At 76.4% G+C, this 15,460-nt stretch carries 14 protein-coding genes; 6 read left to right on the top strand and 8 right to left on the bottom strand.

Annotated features, from left to right (window positions below; all coding sequences use genetic code 11):
- Window positions 1–436: 436 nt before the first annotated feature.
- Entirely contained in the window at window positions 437–1,078 is a 642-nt protein-coding gene (locus ACIQ9P_RS13315) for a suppressor of fused domain protein (RefSeq protein WP_402354398.1), read from the top strand.
- A 60-nt stretch (window positions 1,079–1,138) separates the two neighbouring features.
- On the opposite strand, the gene ACIQ9P_RS13320 is transcribed toward ACIQ9P_RS13315, so the two are convergent.
- From ACIQ9P_RS13320 to ACIQ9P_RS13340, 5 genes are all read right to left on the bottom strand, one after another.
- Window positions 1,139–1,999 (bottom strand): PHP domain-containing protein, encoded by an 861-nt coding sequence (locus ACIQ9P_RS13320; RefSeq protein WP_402354401.1) that lies wholly within the window; start codon window positions 1,997–1,999, stop codon window positions 1,139–1,141.
- Between the two features lie 124 nt (window positions 2,000–2,123).
- Complete coding sequence (locus ACIQ9P_RS13325; protein ID WP_402354404.1) at window positions 2,124–2,762, bottom strand: DUF6758 family protein; 639 nt, start codon at window positions 2,760–2,762, stop codon at window positions 2,124–2,126.
- 363 nt (window positions 2,763–3,125) lie between these two features.
- The gene (locus tag ACIQ9P_RS13330; RefSeq protein ID WP_266271346.1) at window positions 3,126–3,272 is read right to left on the bottom strand and encodes a hypothetical protein; all 147 of its coding nucleotides are present in this window, start codon (window positions 3,270–3,272) and stop codon (window positions 3,126–3,128) included.
- Between the two features lie 438 nt (window positions 3,273–3,710).
- Window positions 3,711–4,610, bottom strand: a complete 900-nt coding sequence (locus ACIQ9P_RS13335) for an alpha/beta fold hydrolase (protein ID WP_402354409.1) — start codon at window positions 4,608–4,610, stop codon at window positions 3,711–3,713.
- Window positions 4,611–4,798: 188 nt separating this feature from the next.
- Window positions 4,799–6,643 (bottom strand): DEAD/DEAH box helicase, encoded by a 1,845-nt coding sequence (locus tag ACIQ9P_RS13340; protein ID WP_402354412.1) that lies wholly within the window; start codon window positions 6,641–6,643, stop codon window positions 4,799–4,801.
- Window positions 6,644–7,256: 613 nt separating this feature from the next.
- On the opposite strand from ACIQ9P_RS13340, the gene ACIQ9P_RS13345 reads away from it, so the two are divergent.
- Window positions 7,257–7,988: a ferritin-like fold-containing protein gene (locus ACIQ9P_RS13345; RefSeq protein WP_402354415.1), complete on the top strand. Its 732-nt coding sequence runs from the start codon at window positions 7,257–7,259 to the stop codon at window positions 7,986–7,988.
- 58 nt (window positions 7,989–8,046) lie between these two features.
- Here ACIQ9P_RS13345 and ACIQ9P_RS13350 read toward each other — a convergent pair whose 3' ends face one another.
- The 3 genes from ACIQ9P_RS13350 to ACIQ9P_RS13360 all read right to left on the bottom strand — a co-directional run bounded on the left by ACIQ9P_RS13350 (window position 8,047) and on the right by ACIQ9P_RS13360 (window position 9,609).
- Window positions 8,047–8,379 (bottom strand): hypothetical protein, encoded by a 333-nt coding sequence (locus tag ACIQ9P_RS13350; RefSeq protein WP_402354418.1) that lies wholly within the window; start codon window positions 8,377–8,379, stop codon window positions 8,047–8,049.
- Window positions 8,380–8,590: 211 nt separating this feature from the next.
- Window positions 8,591–8,818, bottom strand: a complete 228-nt coding sequence (locus tag ACIQ9P_RS13355; RefSeq protein ID WP_402354421.1) for a DUF3107 domain-containing protein — start codon at window positions 8,816–8,818, stop codon at window positions 8,591–8,593.
- Window positions 8,819–8,949: 131 nt separating this feature from the next.
- Window positions 8,950–9,609, bottom strand: coding sequence for a TetR/AcrR family transcriptional regulator (locus tag ACIQ9P_RS13360; RefSeq protein ID WP_402354424.1), 660 nt, complete (start codon window positions 9,607–9,609; stop codon window positions 8,950–8,952).
- Window positions 9,610–9,843: 234 nt separating this feature from the next.
- Between ACIQ9P_RS13360 and ACIQ9P_RS13365 the strand changes: the two genes are divergently transcribed.
- From ACIQ9P_RS13365 to ACIQ9P_RS13380, 4 genes are all read left to right on the top strand, one after another.
- A complete protein-coding gene (locus ACIQ9P_RS13365) occupies window positions 9,844–10,794 on the top strand; it encodes an alpha/beta fold hydrolase (protein WP_402354427.1) in 951 nt (316 codons plus the stop codon).
- A 423-nt stretch (window positions 10,795–11,217) separates the two neighbouring features.
- Complete coding sequence (locus ACIQ9P_RS13370; protein WP_402354430.1) at window positions 11,218–13,014, top strand: DUF3492 domain-containing protein; 1,797 nt, start codon at window positions 11,218–11,220, stop codon at window positions 13,012–13,014.
- On the top strand, window positions 13,014–14,150 hold the full coding sequence (locus tag ACIQ9P_RS13375) for a hypothetical protein (protein WP_402354433.1): 1,137 nt from the start codon (window positions 13,014–13,016) through the stop codon (window positions 14,148–14,150). Before ACIQ9P_RS13370 ends, ACIQ9P_RS13375 begins: the two co-directional genes overlap by 1 nt.
- Before the next feature lie 101 nt (window positions 14,151–14,251).
- A complete protein-coding gene (locus ACIQ9P_RS13380) occupies window positions 14,252–15,253 on the top strand; it encodes an NAD(P)-dependent oxidoreductase (protein WP_030392935.1) in 1,002 nt (333 codons plus the stop codon).
- The last annotated feature ends 207 nt before the right edge of the window (window positions 15,254–15,460 follow it).

Below are 15,460 nucleotides of genomic sequence, written 5' to 3' on the forward strand. Positions count from 1 at the left end.
CGGCGGAGGAACACCGATGGAATCCGGCGCCTGCGGTCGCTCCCGGGCCTTGCTGGGGCACACGGAACGGAACGACCGGACGTCGGTGGGGTGCTCTCCCGGCCGGACCTGAGGACCGCCGTGCCGTTCGCGCGGGGCGGACGGGTCCAGGGTGCCGGTGGGGAAGCCGGTCGGCTGTCGCCGAGGCTTCCGGGGCCCGCTGTTTCAGTCCGCGTGGCGAGGGGTACGGGGAAGGCGTCCGGGCCGGGTAGAGCTGCCGGTACTGCATGGTCGGCTGGTATCCACCGCAACCACCTCCTTCGCGCCGCTGCCCCGGAGGAGGGGAGACTCCCCGGTGGCCAGTCGCTCACACTAACATCCGATCGGTCCCGGTCGCGCCCGCGTTCACGTAAAGCCCGTGCCAACGGCCCGGGATGAGCGGGTTACGCTCACCGGCATGGCCCACGACTTCCCGCTCTTCGGCGACCCTTCCGACGACAGCGCGCACGGCCCCTCCCGGGCGGTGGTCCTGGCCGCCGTCGAGGCCCGGCTGCTCACCACCTTCGGCGAACCGGGCGGCCGCGCCGCCGTGACCTTCCTCGGCGCCGACCGGATCGAGGTGCTGCGCTTCGGCCCCGACGCCGAGGGCCTGGTCCGCTACGCCACACTCGGCATGTCGGCCGCGCCGATGGCCGATCCGGGCGCCGCGGTCGTCGACCAGGTCCGCGGCCCGCGCGCGGAACTCGTCCTGACGATCCGGGGCGGGCGCGACGGCGTGCTCCGCCCGCTGGCCACCTTCGCCGCGACGCCGCAGGTGGAGGGCCTGGTGCTGGCCCCCGGCGGCTCGCTGGACCTCGGCGCCCCGCTGTGGGAGGGCGCGCCGTTCACCTCCGTCCTGGCGGCCGAGCCCGGCGGGCTGGTGGAGGACCTGGAACTGGACGGGCCGGCCGACCCGGTCCGCTTCCTGCCGCTGCTGCCGATGACCCCCAACGAGGCGGGCTGGAAGCGGGTGCACGGCGCGGCGGCCCTCCAGGAGCGCTGGCTCCGGCACGGGACCGATCTGCGCGACCCGGATCGGCGGGGCGTCGCCCTGGACTGACGCGGGCCGGGACCGACGGGGGCCGGGACCGACGGGCGGTCGCGGCCCGGGTCGGGGGGCTCAGCCGCCGATCGGCTTGGCGCCGGTCGCCTGCTCCACCAGCGCCGCGTACACCTCGGGATCGGTGGTGTGCTCGCCCAGCCGGACCGTCTTGCGGCCGCCGTGGTAGTCGCTGGAGCCGGTGGTGAGCAGCCCCAGCTCGGCGGCGAGGCCGCGCAGGCGGGCCCGGGTCGGCTCGTCGTGGTCGACGTGGTCGACCTCCAGCGCGGCCAGTCCGGCCGCCGCGAGGTCGGCGACGACCTGGTCGGAGACGGTCCGTCCGCGCTTCACCGCCCCCGGGTGCGCGAACACCGGCACCCCGCCCGCGGCCCGGACCAGCCGGACCGCCGTCACCGGGTCGGTCTCGTGCTTGCGGACGTCCGCCCGCCCGCCGTTGGCCAGCCAGTCCGGGGTGAACGCGTCCGACACCGAGGCCACCACGCCCGCCTCGACCAGCGCGCTGGCGATGTGCGGACGGCCCACCGAACCTTCTCCCGCGATCCGCCGCACCTGCTCCCAGCTGATGTCCGCGCCCAGTTCGCGGCAGCGCTCGACGATGGCCCGGCCCCGGCGGAACCGGTCGGTGCGCACCAGCTCGCGCTCCGCCGCGAAGGCGGGCTCGGCCGGGTCGAAGAGATAGGCCAGCAGGTGCATCGAGATGTCGCCGGCCACGCAGGAGAGTTCCGCGCCCGGAACGAGCGTCAGCCGGGTGCCGGAGGGCAGGGCGTGCACCGCGTCGGCCGCCTCGGTGTGGCCGGCCACCGTGTCGTGGTCGGTCAGCGCCACCACGTCCAGCCCGGCCCCGACGGCCGCCGCGACCAGTTCGGCCGGGCTGTCCGTGCCGTCGGAAGCGTTGCTGTGGGCGTGGAGGTCGATGCGCACGGGTGGTGCTCCTCGGGGGTCGGCGCGGCGCGGGGCGGCGCTGGTGGCCGGCACGGCGAGCCGGCGGGCTGCCGCCCAGGATAGTGCGGCGGTGGCGGCCGCCCGCCCGGCGGCGGACGGGGCGTCAGCCGAGCAGGTGCGGGGAGAGGGCGCCGCAGGGCAGCAGGTCCAGCTCCGCGCCGGCCTCCCGCAGGTCCGTCAGGACGAGTTCGTCGTACATCACCAGTGCCGACTGCTCGGGCCAGGCGACCGCCCAGAGCCACAGCCCGCGGGCCTCGCCGACGAACACCGCGCGGTCCGGCGGGGCGTCCGGCACGTGGAACATCGGGGTCGGTCGGCCGGCCGCCATCAGCTTGGCGTCGGCGGGCTTGTAGAGGGCCACCGACTCGCCCGGATCGGGGCCGGCCAGTCCGGCGTAGCGGGCGCCGAGGCCGACGCCCAGTTCCTCGGCCACCAGCACGAGTTCGCCGAAGCCGCCCAGCGGGGCCGGCCCGGAGCAGGCCACCGCGGTGGCCCGGGCGCCGGAGACGTCGTCGCCGACGTGCGCGATGCCGGTGTAGAGCCAGCCCACGGGGAGCGGCCAGGGCAGCCAGACGGGGACCTGGGACCGGGCGACGGCCACGCCGAGCGCCTCGATGCTCGGGGGCAGCACCGGCTGCATCGGGTGCACGTCGCCGTGCCGGTCGCACTGCCAGGTGTCTGAGAACAGACCGGGGGCGCGGACCCGACCGGCGCACCTCGGGCAGCTTGGCTCGCCCCTCATAGGCGACAACGCTCCTCCCTCCGGACCGCCGCGTCAAGGACGATCACCCGTACGGAGGGCGGCGCGGCGACACCTGTCGGTGGCGGGCGCCCGTCCGGCGCGGGGTGGGCGTGGTGCGGGCGGCTCCCGTTGGGAAATGTCCAGTGGGGGGCGGCGGCAAACGTCGGGGGTGTGCGCCGGTGTGCGCCGTCCGACGGCGTTCGATCCGTGTTCGATCCACGGTCCCGTCGAGGGGCCCGACGCGCTGACGCCCCGTGCTCGCTGTGGCGATGACGGGGCGTCAGTCGGGTATCGGAACGTCCGGATCGGACGTGTCGGGTTCGGCGGCGGGGGAGTGCGGGGACTCCGGTGCGGCCGACCCGGTCAGACGGCCGGGCACGGGCGGATGAGCAGGCGTTCGCCGGTGCGGGCGGCGGCCTGGACGAGCTCGCGGACGGTCTCGGCGTCGGCGATCAGGCGGTCGGTGGCGGCACCGTGGGCGTCGTCCAGTCGGAGGATCTCGAAGCGCATGGGCGTCTCCTTTCCTGGCCCCGCGGTGCGGGGCGGTCGTGGCTGAGTCGGTATCAGCCCTTTCGGGGTCTGTCGGGTCGATTCGTCGACCGGCTGCTGTCGCGGCAAAGAGGGCTCCCCCCTGATTGCCAAGGGCGCCGATGCCCTCGTGAACCACACTGCGGTGGCGCTGCTACCGGGCCATTGCCCGTCCGTGACGTCCTGGTTTCGGATGAACCGCGTCGACGGCACGCCGACGTCGCTGCCGACGATGTTTCCAGGACCGAATCAAATATTACCGCAACTAACGAATTTTGTCGCCCCCTTGTACCAGGGGGCCGCCGTGGCCGGTGGGTCGGGGTCCCGCTCCGGTGCGCTGAGGGGCACTGGGAGCCGGTGAGGGGCGTCGGGGAGCGGTGGGAGAGGCGGTGCGCGGGTGGTGGGGGGCGCTGGGGCGGGTCAGCCCCAGTGGGCCAGCAGGGCCTCGGCTGTGGCGGCCGGCTGCTCGGCGTTGGGCGAGTGCCCGGCGTCCGCGACGATCACCCGGCGGGCGCCCAGCCGCTCCGCCATCGCGGTCTGCTCGGGGACGGGCCAGGCGTAGTCCTGGACGCCGGAGAGCACGAGGGCGGGCAGTCCGGCGGTGACCGCGGCCAGCTCGGCCACCCGGTCCGGAGCGGCGACCAGATGGCCGCCCGTCGTGATCAGCGCCTGCGGCACGTTCGCCAGCCAGCGGCGGTGCAGGAACGCGGCCACCTCGGGGGACGGCCTACGTCGTGCCCGCGCCCCGTCGGCCTCCATCTGCTGCATCACCTGCCAGATCTCCTCCAGGCCCATCGTGGGCAGCACCCCGACCAGCAGCCTGGTCCGCTCCGCCTCGGCCGGGTCGATCGGGCCGGGGCCGGTGGACATCAGCGTCAGCGAGGCCCACGGCAGCGCCGGGCCGCCGTTGGCCGCCGCCCCGGCCGCCGCCAGGACGGCCTCGCGGACCACCTGGCCGCCGAGGGAGTGGCCCAGCAGGTGCGGCGGGCCGGAGCCGTCCTCGGCCGCGAGGGCCTCGGTCAGGGCCCGGACGTCCGCGCCCAGGGCGGCCACCGCGTAGGCGGCCGGGTCGTCGTGCGGCCCGCCGGTCTCGTACTGGCCGCGCTGGTCGACCGCGGTCACCCGGTAGCCGGCCGAGGCGAGCGGTTCCAGCAGCGCGATGAAGTCCTCCTTGCTGCCGGTGAAGCCGGGCACCAGCAGGGCCGAGCCCCGCACCTTTCCGGTGGGCTCGGCCCGCAGCGCCGCGAACCGCCCCCGCGCCGTCACCACCCGCAGCGCGCGGGCCGAGGGCGGGAGGGTGAGGAACGGCGGCGTGCTCATGGACGGGACCTCCGGCGACCGGTGCGAACTCGTGGGCCACGAGCATAGGGGCCGCCCGGTCGGCCGTTCCCGGGCCGGTCGTGCCGTCCCGGACGGCTCCCGGACGGCTCCCGGACGGCTTCCGGGCCGCGCGCGGAACGCCGAAGGGGCGGTCCGGAGGTCCGGACCGCCCCTTCGGGGAACGCGGGTCAGCTCGCCGGGGTCGCCTCGGCGGCGGCCGGGCGGCGGGCCCGGGAGCGGCGGCGCGGGGCCGGGGCCTCGCCGTCGGCGGCACCGTCGACGGGAGCCTCGGCGGCGACCGCCTCGGCGGTCCCGGCCGGAGCCGCGGCCTTGGCCCGCGAGCGGGTCCGGGCGCGCTTCGGCTTCTCCTCCGCGGCCGGGGCCTCGGCGGTCCCGGCGAGGACGGGAGCGGCGGCGGCCTCCGCGACGACGGCGGCGGCCTCGACGGCCGTGCCCTCGCCGGACGCCGGACCGCGCGAGCGGCGGCGACGGCGGCGCGGGGCGGCGCCGTCCTCCGCGCCCTCGGCGGCCGGGCCCTGCGGCGCGGCGGGCGACACCGCGGCGTCCGCCGCCTCGTCGGCGAGGGCGCCCTCGACCGAGCTGCCCCGGCGGGTCCGCCGGCGCTCACGGGTCTTGCGGGAAGCCTTCTCCTCGGCCTCGGCCGGGGTCTCGACGGCCTCGGGACGGCCGGAGCCGCCCCGCCCGCCGGAGCGCGGAGCCCGAGCGCCGGAGCGGGAGCCGCGTCCGCCGGTCTCGCCGAGGTCCTCGACCTCCTCCGCGCCGAGCCCGGCCCGGGTCCGCTCCGAGCGGGGCAGGATGCCCTTGGTGCCCGGCGCGATCTTCAGCAGCTCGTACAGGTGCGGCGAGGTGGAGTAGGTCTCCTCCGGCTCGTTGAACGACAGCTCCAGCGCCTTGTTGATCAGCTGCCAGCGCGGGATGTCGTCCCAGTCGACCAGGGTGACGGCGGTGCCCGAGGCGCCGGCCCGGCCGGTGCGGCCGATCCGGTGCAGGTAGGTCTTCTCGTCCTCCGGGCACTGGTAGTTCACCACGTGGGTGACGCCCTCGACGTCGATGCCGCGGGCCGCGACATCGGTGCAGACCAGCACGTCGACCTTGCCGTTGCGGAACGCCCGCAGCGCCTGCTCGCGGGCGCCCTGCCCGAGGTCGCCGTGCACGGCGCCGGCCGCGAAGCCGCGCTGGGTGAGCTGGTCGGCGACATCGGCGGCGGTCCGCTTGGTCCGGCAGAAGATCATCGCCAGCCCGCGGCCGTCGGCCTGCAGGATGCGCGAGACCATCTCCACCTTGTCCAGCGAGTGCGCACGGAAGATGTGCTGCTCGGTGTTGGCGACGGTGGTGCCGGTGTCGTCCGGCGCGGCGGCCCGGATGTGCGTCGGCTGGCTCATGTAGCGGCGGGCGAGGCTGATGACCTGGCCCGGCATGGTCGCCGAGAACAGCAGGGTCTGCCGCTTCGCCGGCAGCATGGTGATGATCTTCTCGACGTCCGGCAGGAAGCCGAGGTCGAGCATCTCGTCGGCCTCGTCCAGGACCAGCGAGCGGACCTTGGAGAGGTCCAGCTTCTTCTGGCCGGCCAGGTCGAGCAGACGGCCCGGGGTGCCGACGACGATGTCGACGCCCTTGCGCAGCGCCTCGACCTGCGGCTCGTAGGCACGGCCGCCGTAGACGGCGAGGACGCGGACGTCACGGACCTTGCCGGCGGTCTGCAGGTCGTTGGTGACCTGGGTGCACAGCTCGCGGGTCGGGACCACGATCAGCGCCTGCGGCGCCTCGGTGAGCTGCTCCTCGGTGGCGCGGCCGGCGTCGACGTCGGCGCGCACGACGACCCGCTCGATCAGCGGCAGGCCGAAGCCGAGCGTCTTGCCGGTGCCGGTCTTGGCCTGGCCGATGACGTCGTGGCCGGTCAGCGCGACCGGGAGGGTCATCTCCTGGATGGGGAAGGGGTGGACGATGCCGACGGACTCAAGGGCCTCGGCGGTCTCCGGGAGGATCCCCAGGTCCCGGAACGTCGTCTTCATGGGTTCAGCGGTGGTGGACAGGGTGCTGCCTCTTCCGTGTGGGAGGGGCCGAGAGCGAGCGGCGGGCGGGCAGCCCACGCGGCTGTGTGCGGGCCTGGAAGGCCCCGAAAACAGCTGCGCGGACGCACAACCGCGCCGGTCCCTGCGGCCGGCCGGTGCGCGCGGCCCGGTCAAGGGGCGCGTCGCCGGCGGCGTCGGGGAGGATTCCCGTGAGGGACCTGCGCGGGACCTGCGCCGGCTGGCGCGGTCTCGGCGGCCCTCGCTCGGCCACTGATGCGGTGCCAAGGCTTGAAGTCCAAGCCCTGGTCGGAGCCGATCGGCTCTCCGACCGGGCATCCGCGTACGTTGAGTACCCGGCTTCCGTACGACTCGTCCGGAGGGACGGCGGCGTTTCGGAGCGGGCTTGCCCGGCACACCGAGACGGCGGTGACACCGTGCGAGCACGACGGGCCTCCGTACCACCATACAGTCACCCGACGACTCGAACACGTGACGCGGGCGACATCGCAGGTGGGAGAGGTGGATGAGGCGCCCGGGGAGGGACCGGGACCACGGGTCCGCCCCTGGGCGGTCGCCTGGCCCCACCGAGGAGACAGCCCCTAAGGTGCGAGTCATGGAGAACCGTGGTGAGACGCAGGACGACGTGGCGGCCGGCTCGATCGGCGACTGGGCGGCCTGCTCGGCCGAACCGGCGTACCGGGCCGCCGTACTGGACCTGCTCGGCGCCCTCGCGTACGGCGAGCTGAGCGCCTTCGAGCGGCTCGCCGAGGACGCCAAGCTCGCCCCCGGCCTCGCCGACAAGGCGGAGCTGGCCCGGATGGCCTCCGCCGAGTTCCAGCACTACCAGCGGCTGCACGACCGGCTCACCGAGATCGGGGCCGAGCCGGAGGAGGCGATGCGGCCGTTCGTCGAGCCGCTGGAGCTGTTCCACCGGATGACCGCGCCCTCGGACTGGCTGGAGGGCCTGGTCAAGGCGTACGTCGGCGATGCCATCGCGACCGACTTCTACCGCGAGGTGGCCGTCCGGCTGGACGACGACACCCGTGACCTCGTCCTCGGCGTGATGTCCGACACCGGCCACGCGCAGTTCGCGGTGGACAAGGTGCGCCAGGCGATCGAGGCCGATCCGCGGTCCGGCGGTCGGCTCGCCCTGTGGGGCCGGCGGCTGATGGGCGAGGCGCTCAGCCAGGCCCAGCGGGTGGTCGCCGAGCGGGACGCGCTGTCCAACCTGCTGGTCGGCGGCGTCCAGGTGCAGGGCTTCGACCTGGTCGAGGTCGGCAAGATGTTCAACCGGATCACCGAGGCGCACACCCGGCGGATGGCCGCCCTGGGCCTGGCTTCCTGATCCCCGGCCGCGCCGGCCGCGCCGGCCGGTCCGGGCGCTCCCGGGCGCTCCCGGGCGCTCAGGCGGGCCGGTGGCGCCGGTGCGCACCCGCGCGGTGGCCGCCCGTCCGGTGCTGGCGGTGCCGGTGCGCCGGGGCGCGCCCGGCGGCGAGGTCCGGCCGGGCCAGCACCGAGGTGAGCAGGGCCGAGGCCGCCGCCGAGACCGCGATGCTCCCCGCCGGGTACCGGCCGTCCATGGCGAAGTGCGCGATCACCCCGGTCAGCAGCGCCGAACCCAGGGCGGTGCCCAGGGTCAGTGCCCGGGCGGCCGGGAAGTACGCGGGCAGCGACAGCAGCGCGGCGGCGCCGACGATCAGGCCGACGAGGGCGAAGGCGACGGTCTCGACCAGCAAGGATGCCTCCCCGGGGTACTGGTGCGCGGCGCGCTGTCGGCCGCACTGTCGCCGTACCCCCGGTGTCCCGCCCGTACACCCCGTCCGCACCGCCCGCCCCGGGGAACGCGTTCGGGAACGCGTTCCGCGACTGCCGGGCACACGCCCCGGGAACGACGGTGCCCCGCCCCCTCGACGGAGGGGGCGGGGCACCGGGCGAGGCCCTCGGGACTCAGAGCGTGCCGAAGCCGACCTTGCGCACGGCCGGCTCGCCGATCTCCACGTACGCCAGGCGGTCCGCCGGGACGATGACGCGACGTCCGTGCTCGTCGGCCAGGGTGAAGAGCTTCTCGGTGCCCTCCAGCGCCTTGGCGATCGCGTCCTGGATCTCCTCGGCAGTCTGCGAGCTCTCGATCACGATCTCGCGCGGCGCGTTCTGCACGCCGATCTTGACCTCCACGGCTTCCGTCCCTCCGGGGTTGCAGCCATCCACGCGCGGCACCGGACCGCCTGGGACAAGCGTTCACGTCTACCGCGCCGTACGGCTTCACCATAGAGCACCGGATCGGTGCCCAGACGAAGGTCAGTGGATCACCGGTCGGCGGACCCGTCCGCCGCCTCGGCGTGCGGGTGCATCGGGAAGCCCTTGAGCCCGCGCCAGGCCAGGCTGGCGACCAGCCGGACCGCCTCGTCGCGCGGGATCTCCAGACCCTGCGACAGCCAGTACCGGGCGGTGATCTGGGCGAGGCCGCAGACACCCGCGGCGAGCAGCTTGGACTCCGCCTCCGGCAGGTCGGTGTCCTCCTGGATCACCGTGCTGACCAGCGTCGCGCTGGCCTCGGCGGCCCGCTCCACGCGCTCGCGCACGGCCGGCTCGTTGGTCAGGTCCGACTCGAAGACCAGCCGGAACGCGCCGGACTCGCTGGAGACGTAGTTGAAGTACGCCTCCATCGTCGCCGCCACCCGGAGCTTGTTGTCGGTGGTGGTCTCCAGCGCCTCGCGGGTGGAGTCGACCAGGGCGTCGCAGTGCTTGTCCAGCAGCGCCAGGTACAGCTCCAGCTTCCCGGGGAAGTGCTGGTAGAGGACCGGCTTGCTCACCCCGGCACGATCGGCGATGTCGTCCATGGCGGCCGCGTGGTAACCCTGCGCGACGAACACCTCCTGGGCGGCACCGAGCAGTTGTTCACGGCGGGCGCTTCGCGGCAGGCGGGCACCGCGCGGGCGCTCCTGCGCCTCCTGGATGGCCGTCACGGCGCTCCTCACTTCACGGGTCGTACGGGGTCGGCGGGACGACCGATTCTACTTTCGGGTAACCGCGTTCGCGCATGCCAGGCGCGAGAAATACGGCCGTCCCCCTTGTCAGGAGCCCACAATACGGCGCGCACCACGGCCGTCGGCAGTGCTGCGGACCGGTGAATGGGGAGACCTTCCGGCCCCGGGCCGCCGAGGGGCCGTGGCGGCACCGGCTCACTACCATCGTCCACCATGAGCGGTGTTGAGCAGCGGATACTCCCGGAACCGGCCTCCCCGGGGCCATTCCGCACCGTCGAGGTGCCCGGAGCGGTCCTGGCCGTGCACCGGCCCGCGACCGGATCCGGTGCCCTTCCCACCGCCCCCGTCCCGGCCGGCGGACGGGCCCCGGCACTGTTCGTGCACGGGCTCGGGGGCTCCGCCGCCAACTGGACCGCGCTGATGGCCCGGCTCGGCGGAGAGCTGGACGGCGAGGCCGTGGACCTCCCCGGCTTCGGTGAGTCCGCCCCGCCCGCCGACGGCGACCTCGGCGTCTCCGGGCACGTCCGGGCGGTCGTGGGCTATCTGGAGGCCGCGGGCCGGGGGCCCGTCCACCTCTTCGGCAACTCGCTCGGCGGAGCGGTCTCGGTCCGGCTCGCGGCCCTCCGCCCCGACCTGGTCCGCAGCCTCACCCTGGTCTCGCCCGCCCTGCCCGAACTGCCCCCGCAGCGCTCGGCCTGGCCGACCGGGCTGCTCGCCGTCCCCGGCGTCCCCGCGCTGCTGCGCCGGCTGCCGGCCGGTCGGCGCGACCCCGAGCGGGCCGCCGACGGACTGCTCCGGCTCGTCTACGGCGATCCGGACAGCCTGAGCCCGGCCGACCGGGCCGCGGCGGTGGCCCAGTACCGGCGCCGGACCGAGCTGCCCTGGTCGACGGGAGCGCTGGTGGGTTCGGCGCGCGGGATCGTCTCCGCCTACACCGAGCGCGGCGACCAGGCGCTGTGGCGGCAGGCCGCCCGGGTGAGCGCACCCGTGCTGCTGGTGTACGGGCTGCGGGACAAGCTCGTCTCCTACCGCTCCGCCCGCCGGGCCTGCACGGCGTTCGCGGACTCCCGGCTGCTGGTGCTGCCCGACTCGGGCCACGTCGCGATGATGGAGCACCCCGACGCCGTCGCCAGGGCGGTCCGGGAGCTGCTGGGCCGGTCCTGAGCCCCGCCCCCGCCGCGGTGCGGCGGGGGATACCCCGTAAGGGGCCGCCGTTAACGCCATGATCGGGAAGAGGTCACTCCGGTTCACTCGTTCAGGTGGCAACCAGGCATGTGACCGATGGATTGCCCCGGGCCGGTCCTACCTTTCTGCTGTCGGACCGAACAGGTGTGGGGGAGCCGCGGCCGCCGGAGAACCCGGCGGGCGGCCGCGCGAGGAACGCCGACGGCCGGTGGCGGCCGAGGGCGGCCACCGGTCCGGGCCGCCGTGTCTGCGGCGGGCCGCCTCCTCCGCCCCGGGCCGCCCCCACGTCGTTCGCGCCGCACGCGTCGTCGTGGGGCGGCCGGGCGCCGACCGGCCCGCGCGGCCGGCACCGCCCGCTCGGCCCGGCCATCCGTCGATCCCGTTCTGTCCTGGAGGTCTCCCGTGCGCGTAGCACTGCTCACCGAGGGTGTGCGCCCACGCGCCCCGCGTGGCGCCGGCGGCTGGTGCGACCGGCTGGTGGACGGCCTGCGCGAGCACGACTTCGCGTGGTACGTCCTCGCCGGGACGGCCGAGGCCGCCGGGACGTCGCGGACGGCCGGGGCGGCGGACGGCGCCGACGCGGAGGGCCCGGCCCGCCCCGCGATCCACGAACTCGCCCTCTGGGGGCGCCGCCCGGCCGGCCGCGCGCCCGGCGCCCTGCGCGGCCGCCAGTACGCCGCCGCCTACGACCGGCTGGTCCGGGCCCTGCTGCGTCCCGGTGACCGGTCCGGCTTCGGCCCCGGTCTCTACCGGCTCGCCGAGCTCACCCGCGCCGACGGCGGGCTCCCCGCCTTCCTGGTCTCCGACCGGGCCCGGCGCGTCCTGGAGCGGGCCTGGCGCTCGCCCGGCGCCGACACCTCCGCCGGACAGCCCCTGGTCTGCGACGTCCTGGTCGCCGCCGACCTGCTCGAACAGTGCCTGCGGCCGCTCACCGCCCCCTGGTACGGCACCGGGCCCGGCGGCCTCGGCGCCGCCGACCTCTGCCACGTCGTCGGCGGCGGCCCGGCCGCGCTGCCCGCGCTGGTCGCCAAGCAACTGCACGGCGTGCCGTTCGTGGTCACCGAGCACGGACTGCACCTGCGCGAGCAGTACCTCGGCTACCGCGAGGCCCCCTACCGCTGGCCGGTCCGGGCCCTGCTGCTCGCCTTCTTCCGGGCGCTCACCGAGGAGACCTACCGGCAGGCCGCGATACTGACCCCGGGCAGCGCCCACGACCAGCAGTGGCAGCGTCGCTGCGGGGCCGATCCGGCGCGCACCCGGGTCGTGTACGAGGGCACCCCGGCCGTCGAGCGGCCCGCGGCCGGCGCCGAACCGGCCGTCCCCACCCTGGTCTGGGCCGGGGCCCTGGAGCCGGGCCGCGACCCCGAACTCGCGCTGCACGCCTTCGCCCGGGTCCGCGCCGAACTGCCCGCCGCCCGACTGGTCCTGCACGGGGCGGAGGCCGTCCCCGGCTACCGGGCGCACTGCGCGGCCGTCGCCGAACGGCTCGGGGTGGCCGACGCGGTCGAGTTCGCCGGGCGGCCCCGCTCGGCCGCCGACGCCTGGGCGGACGGCACCGTCGTGGTCTTCTCCGCCCTCTCCCAGCGCCGGCCCCGTCTGCTGGCCGACGCGATGCTGAGCGGCCGCGCGGTCGTCACCACCGATGTCGGGGTGGCCCGCGAGGTGGTCGGCCCGACCGGGCTGCTGGTACCGCCGCGCGATCCGCAGGCCCTGGCCGGGGCCTGCCTCGCCCTGCTGCGCGACGACGAGCGCCGGGCCCGGCTCGGGCTGGCCGGCCGCCTGCGGGCGCAGGAACGCTTCGCCGTCGAGCCGGTGACCGGTGCCTTCCGGGAGATCTACCTGGAGCTGGTCTCGCAGTGGCCGGCCTTCCCGGCCGCGGCCCCCGACGCGGGCGCCGGGCCGCGGCCCCGGCCGTTCGCCCGGCCCGCCGAGTTCTGGATCACCGACGGCCTTCGCACCGGTCCTGGGGAGCCCGTCACGGCGGACGGTGGCGGCACCGACGGCACCGGCGGCACCGGCGACGCTGGCGACGCCGGTCCCACCGGCGACAGCGGTACCGACGTCCGCGCCGACCGCGAGGGCCCGGCCGCCCCGGTCGGCGGCTCCGGGGACGGCGCCGTGGTGGCGCTGCCGCGGGGTCGGAGACCGGCGGCCGGCGAGGTGCCGGACCGGGCCGGATCGTTCGCGGAGGCGGTCTGATGGCGGGCGGCGGCGGGGGAGCGGCGGTGGTCGGGCTCGCGGACGGGTCCGGTGATCCGGTCCGGGAGGTGATGGCCGAGCACCGGGTGCTCTGCGAACGGGCCGTGGACCCGCTGGAGATCGCCGCCGGGCTGGCGGAGGCCGGGCTGGGACCGGCCGCCGCCGCCCGGTGCCGGCACGCCGACCTGTTCTCGCTCGCCGACGAGCTGTACGCCCGGGTGCCGCGCCGGCCGCCCTCGGTGGAGCCGTCCGCGCCCGCCGGGGGCTGGCAGCGACGGTGCGGGGCGGCGCTGCGGACGGCGGGGCTGGCCGTGCTCCCGTGCGCGGCGGCGGCCGCGCTGGGCGGCGGCCGTCCGGTGCTGCTGGCGGCGGCCGTTCCGCTGGCGCTGGTCCCGGCCGCCGCCGGGACCGCCGGAGCGGGCGGTGCGGCGGCCGCGCCGTGGGCCGGCCCGGGGCCCGGCGACGGGCCGGAGGCGGAACTGGGCCCGGCCGGACCGGAGCGGGAACGGGCGGGCCCCGGCGGGCGGGCCCGCCCGTGGTGGGACCCGGCCGCGCGCGGGGCCGGGCTGGCCGCCCTGCTGCTGGTGCCGCTGGCGATGGCGGCCGACGGGCCGGAGGAGCGGCGGGTGACGGCCGCGCTGGTGCTGGCGGCGGCGCTGTCCACCGGGTCCGCGGAGTGGGCGGCCCGGTGGTACCGGCAGGTCGGCCGGGGGCATCTGGGGGCGGCGGCGACGCTGGCCGAGTTCCGGTCCCGGATGCGGCCGGTGCTCCCGGTGGCGCTGGCACTGCACCTGGCGGTGCTGGCCGTCCTGAGTTTCGCGGCGCTGGCCGTGCTGACCGCGCTCGCGCCGCGCCCCGGCCCGGCGCACGGCGGCGGGCTGCTGCACCTGGCGGCGGAGCGCGCCGGGCCCGCGCAGTGGGCGGCGCAGGGCGTGCTCGGCCTGCTGCTGGTGCTGCCGCTGCTGCTGGCCCACTGCGGTCGGCCCGCGGTGGCCGCGCTGGGCGCGCTGGCCGGGGCGGCGGGCACGGCGGCGGCGCCCGGGCCGGCCGCCGGACTGCTCGGCGGCGGCGCGGTGGCCCTGGCCCTGCTGCTCCGCGCGTGGCCGGTGCTGGGCCGTCCCGATGCGCACCGCTGACCGCCGACCGGGCCGGACGGCCCCTCGAACTCCCGCTTTCCCGTTGTTCACTCGGACCTGCCAGACCGTGCCCGGTCTGGCTTCGTGGAAGGACGCCCCCGATGAGGGTGCTGCTGCTGGGCGCCGACGGCTTCATCGGCCGTCGGGTCACCGACCGCCTGCTCGTGGATCCGGAACTGCAGGTGACGGTACTCGGCCGGCGTGACTCCGCCGACATCCGTTTCGACCTGACCACCGGCAGTCCGGGGGCGCTGGCCCGGTTCCTGGACGCGGTCGCGCCGCAGGTGGTGATCAACTGCGCGGGTGCCACCTACGGCAGTTCGCGCACGCTGATCCGGGCCAACACGCTCGCCGTGGCGACGGTCTGCGAGGGGATCCGGCGCAGCCGGGAGCCGGCCCGGCTGGTGCACGTCGGTTCGGCGGCCGAGTACGGGCCGGTCCCGGGCGGGGTGCCGGTGTCGGAGAGCGCCGAGCCCCGGCCGGTGGGTCCGTACGGGGTGTCGAAGCTGGCCGGGACGGAACTGGTGCTGGCCTCCGGGCTGGACGCCGCCGTGCTGCGGGTGTTCGACGTGGTCGGGCCGGGCGCGCCGACCGCCTCGCTGTTCGGGCGGCTGGCGGAGGGGCTGCGGCGGGCGCTGGAGCGGGAGGAGTCCCAGGTGCGGATGCCGGACCTGTCCGGATACCGGGATTTCGTCGATGTCAGGGATGTCGCGCGGGCGATCCAGGCGGCCGCGGTCTCGGCCGCGACCGGGGTGATCAACATCGGCAGCGGGCACGCCGTCCGGGCCCGGGAGGCGGCCCAGCTGCTGGTCCGGGCGTCCGGCTTCGAGGGGTCGGTGGTCGAGGAGAACCGGCAGGTCGTGCTGCCCGCGCAGGCCGGCGGGCCGGTCGAGCACGTACCGGGGCACGTGCCCGCGCACCATCTGCCGGGCCACCGGCCGGCGGAGCCCCGGCCGGGCGAGGGGCGGGCGCCCGCGGGGGAGCCGGTGCCGTGGCGGCAGGCCGATGTGCGGACCGCCCGGGACCGTCTCGGCTGGCGGACACAGGTGCCGCTGGAGGAGTCGCTGGGGGACGTCTGGCTGGAGACGGCCTGCCGGGTCTGAGTCGGCGGTGCCGGCGCGCCCCGGCCCGGTCGGGCCGCGCCGGCACCGGGAATCCGCTGCTTCCGGGCCCCGGAACGGTCCTCGCGGAGCGTTCCGGGGCCCCGTGCGTGGTCCCACCATCCGGTGCGGGCCGTCTCGTCCTTCGGACGGGCTGTCTCGGAATACCGGGGCGGCATGACACTGTTGGCCTAGCAGAGCCACCGCGGT

The sequence above is a fragment of the Kitasatospora sp. NPDC094019 genome, from assembly GCF_044764505.1.
Classification (GTDB): Bacteria; Actinomycetota; Actinomycetes; order Streptomycetales; family Streptomycetaceae; genus Kitasatospora.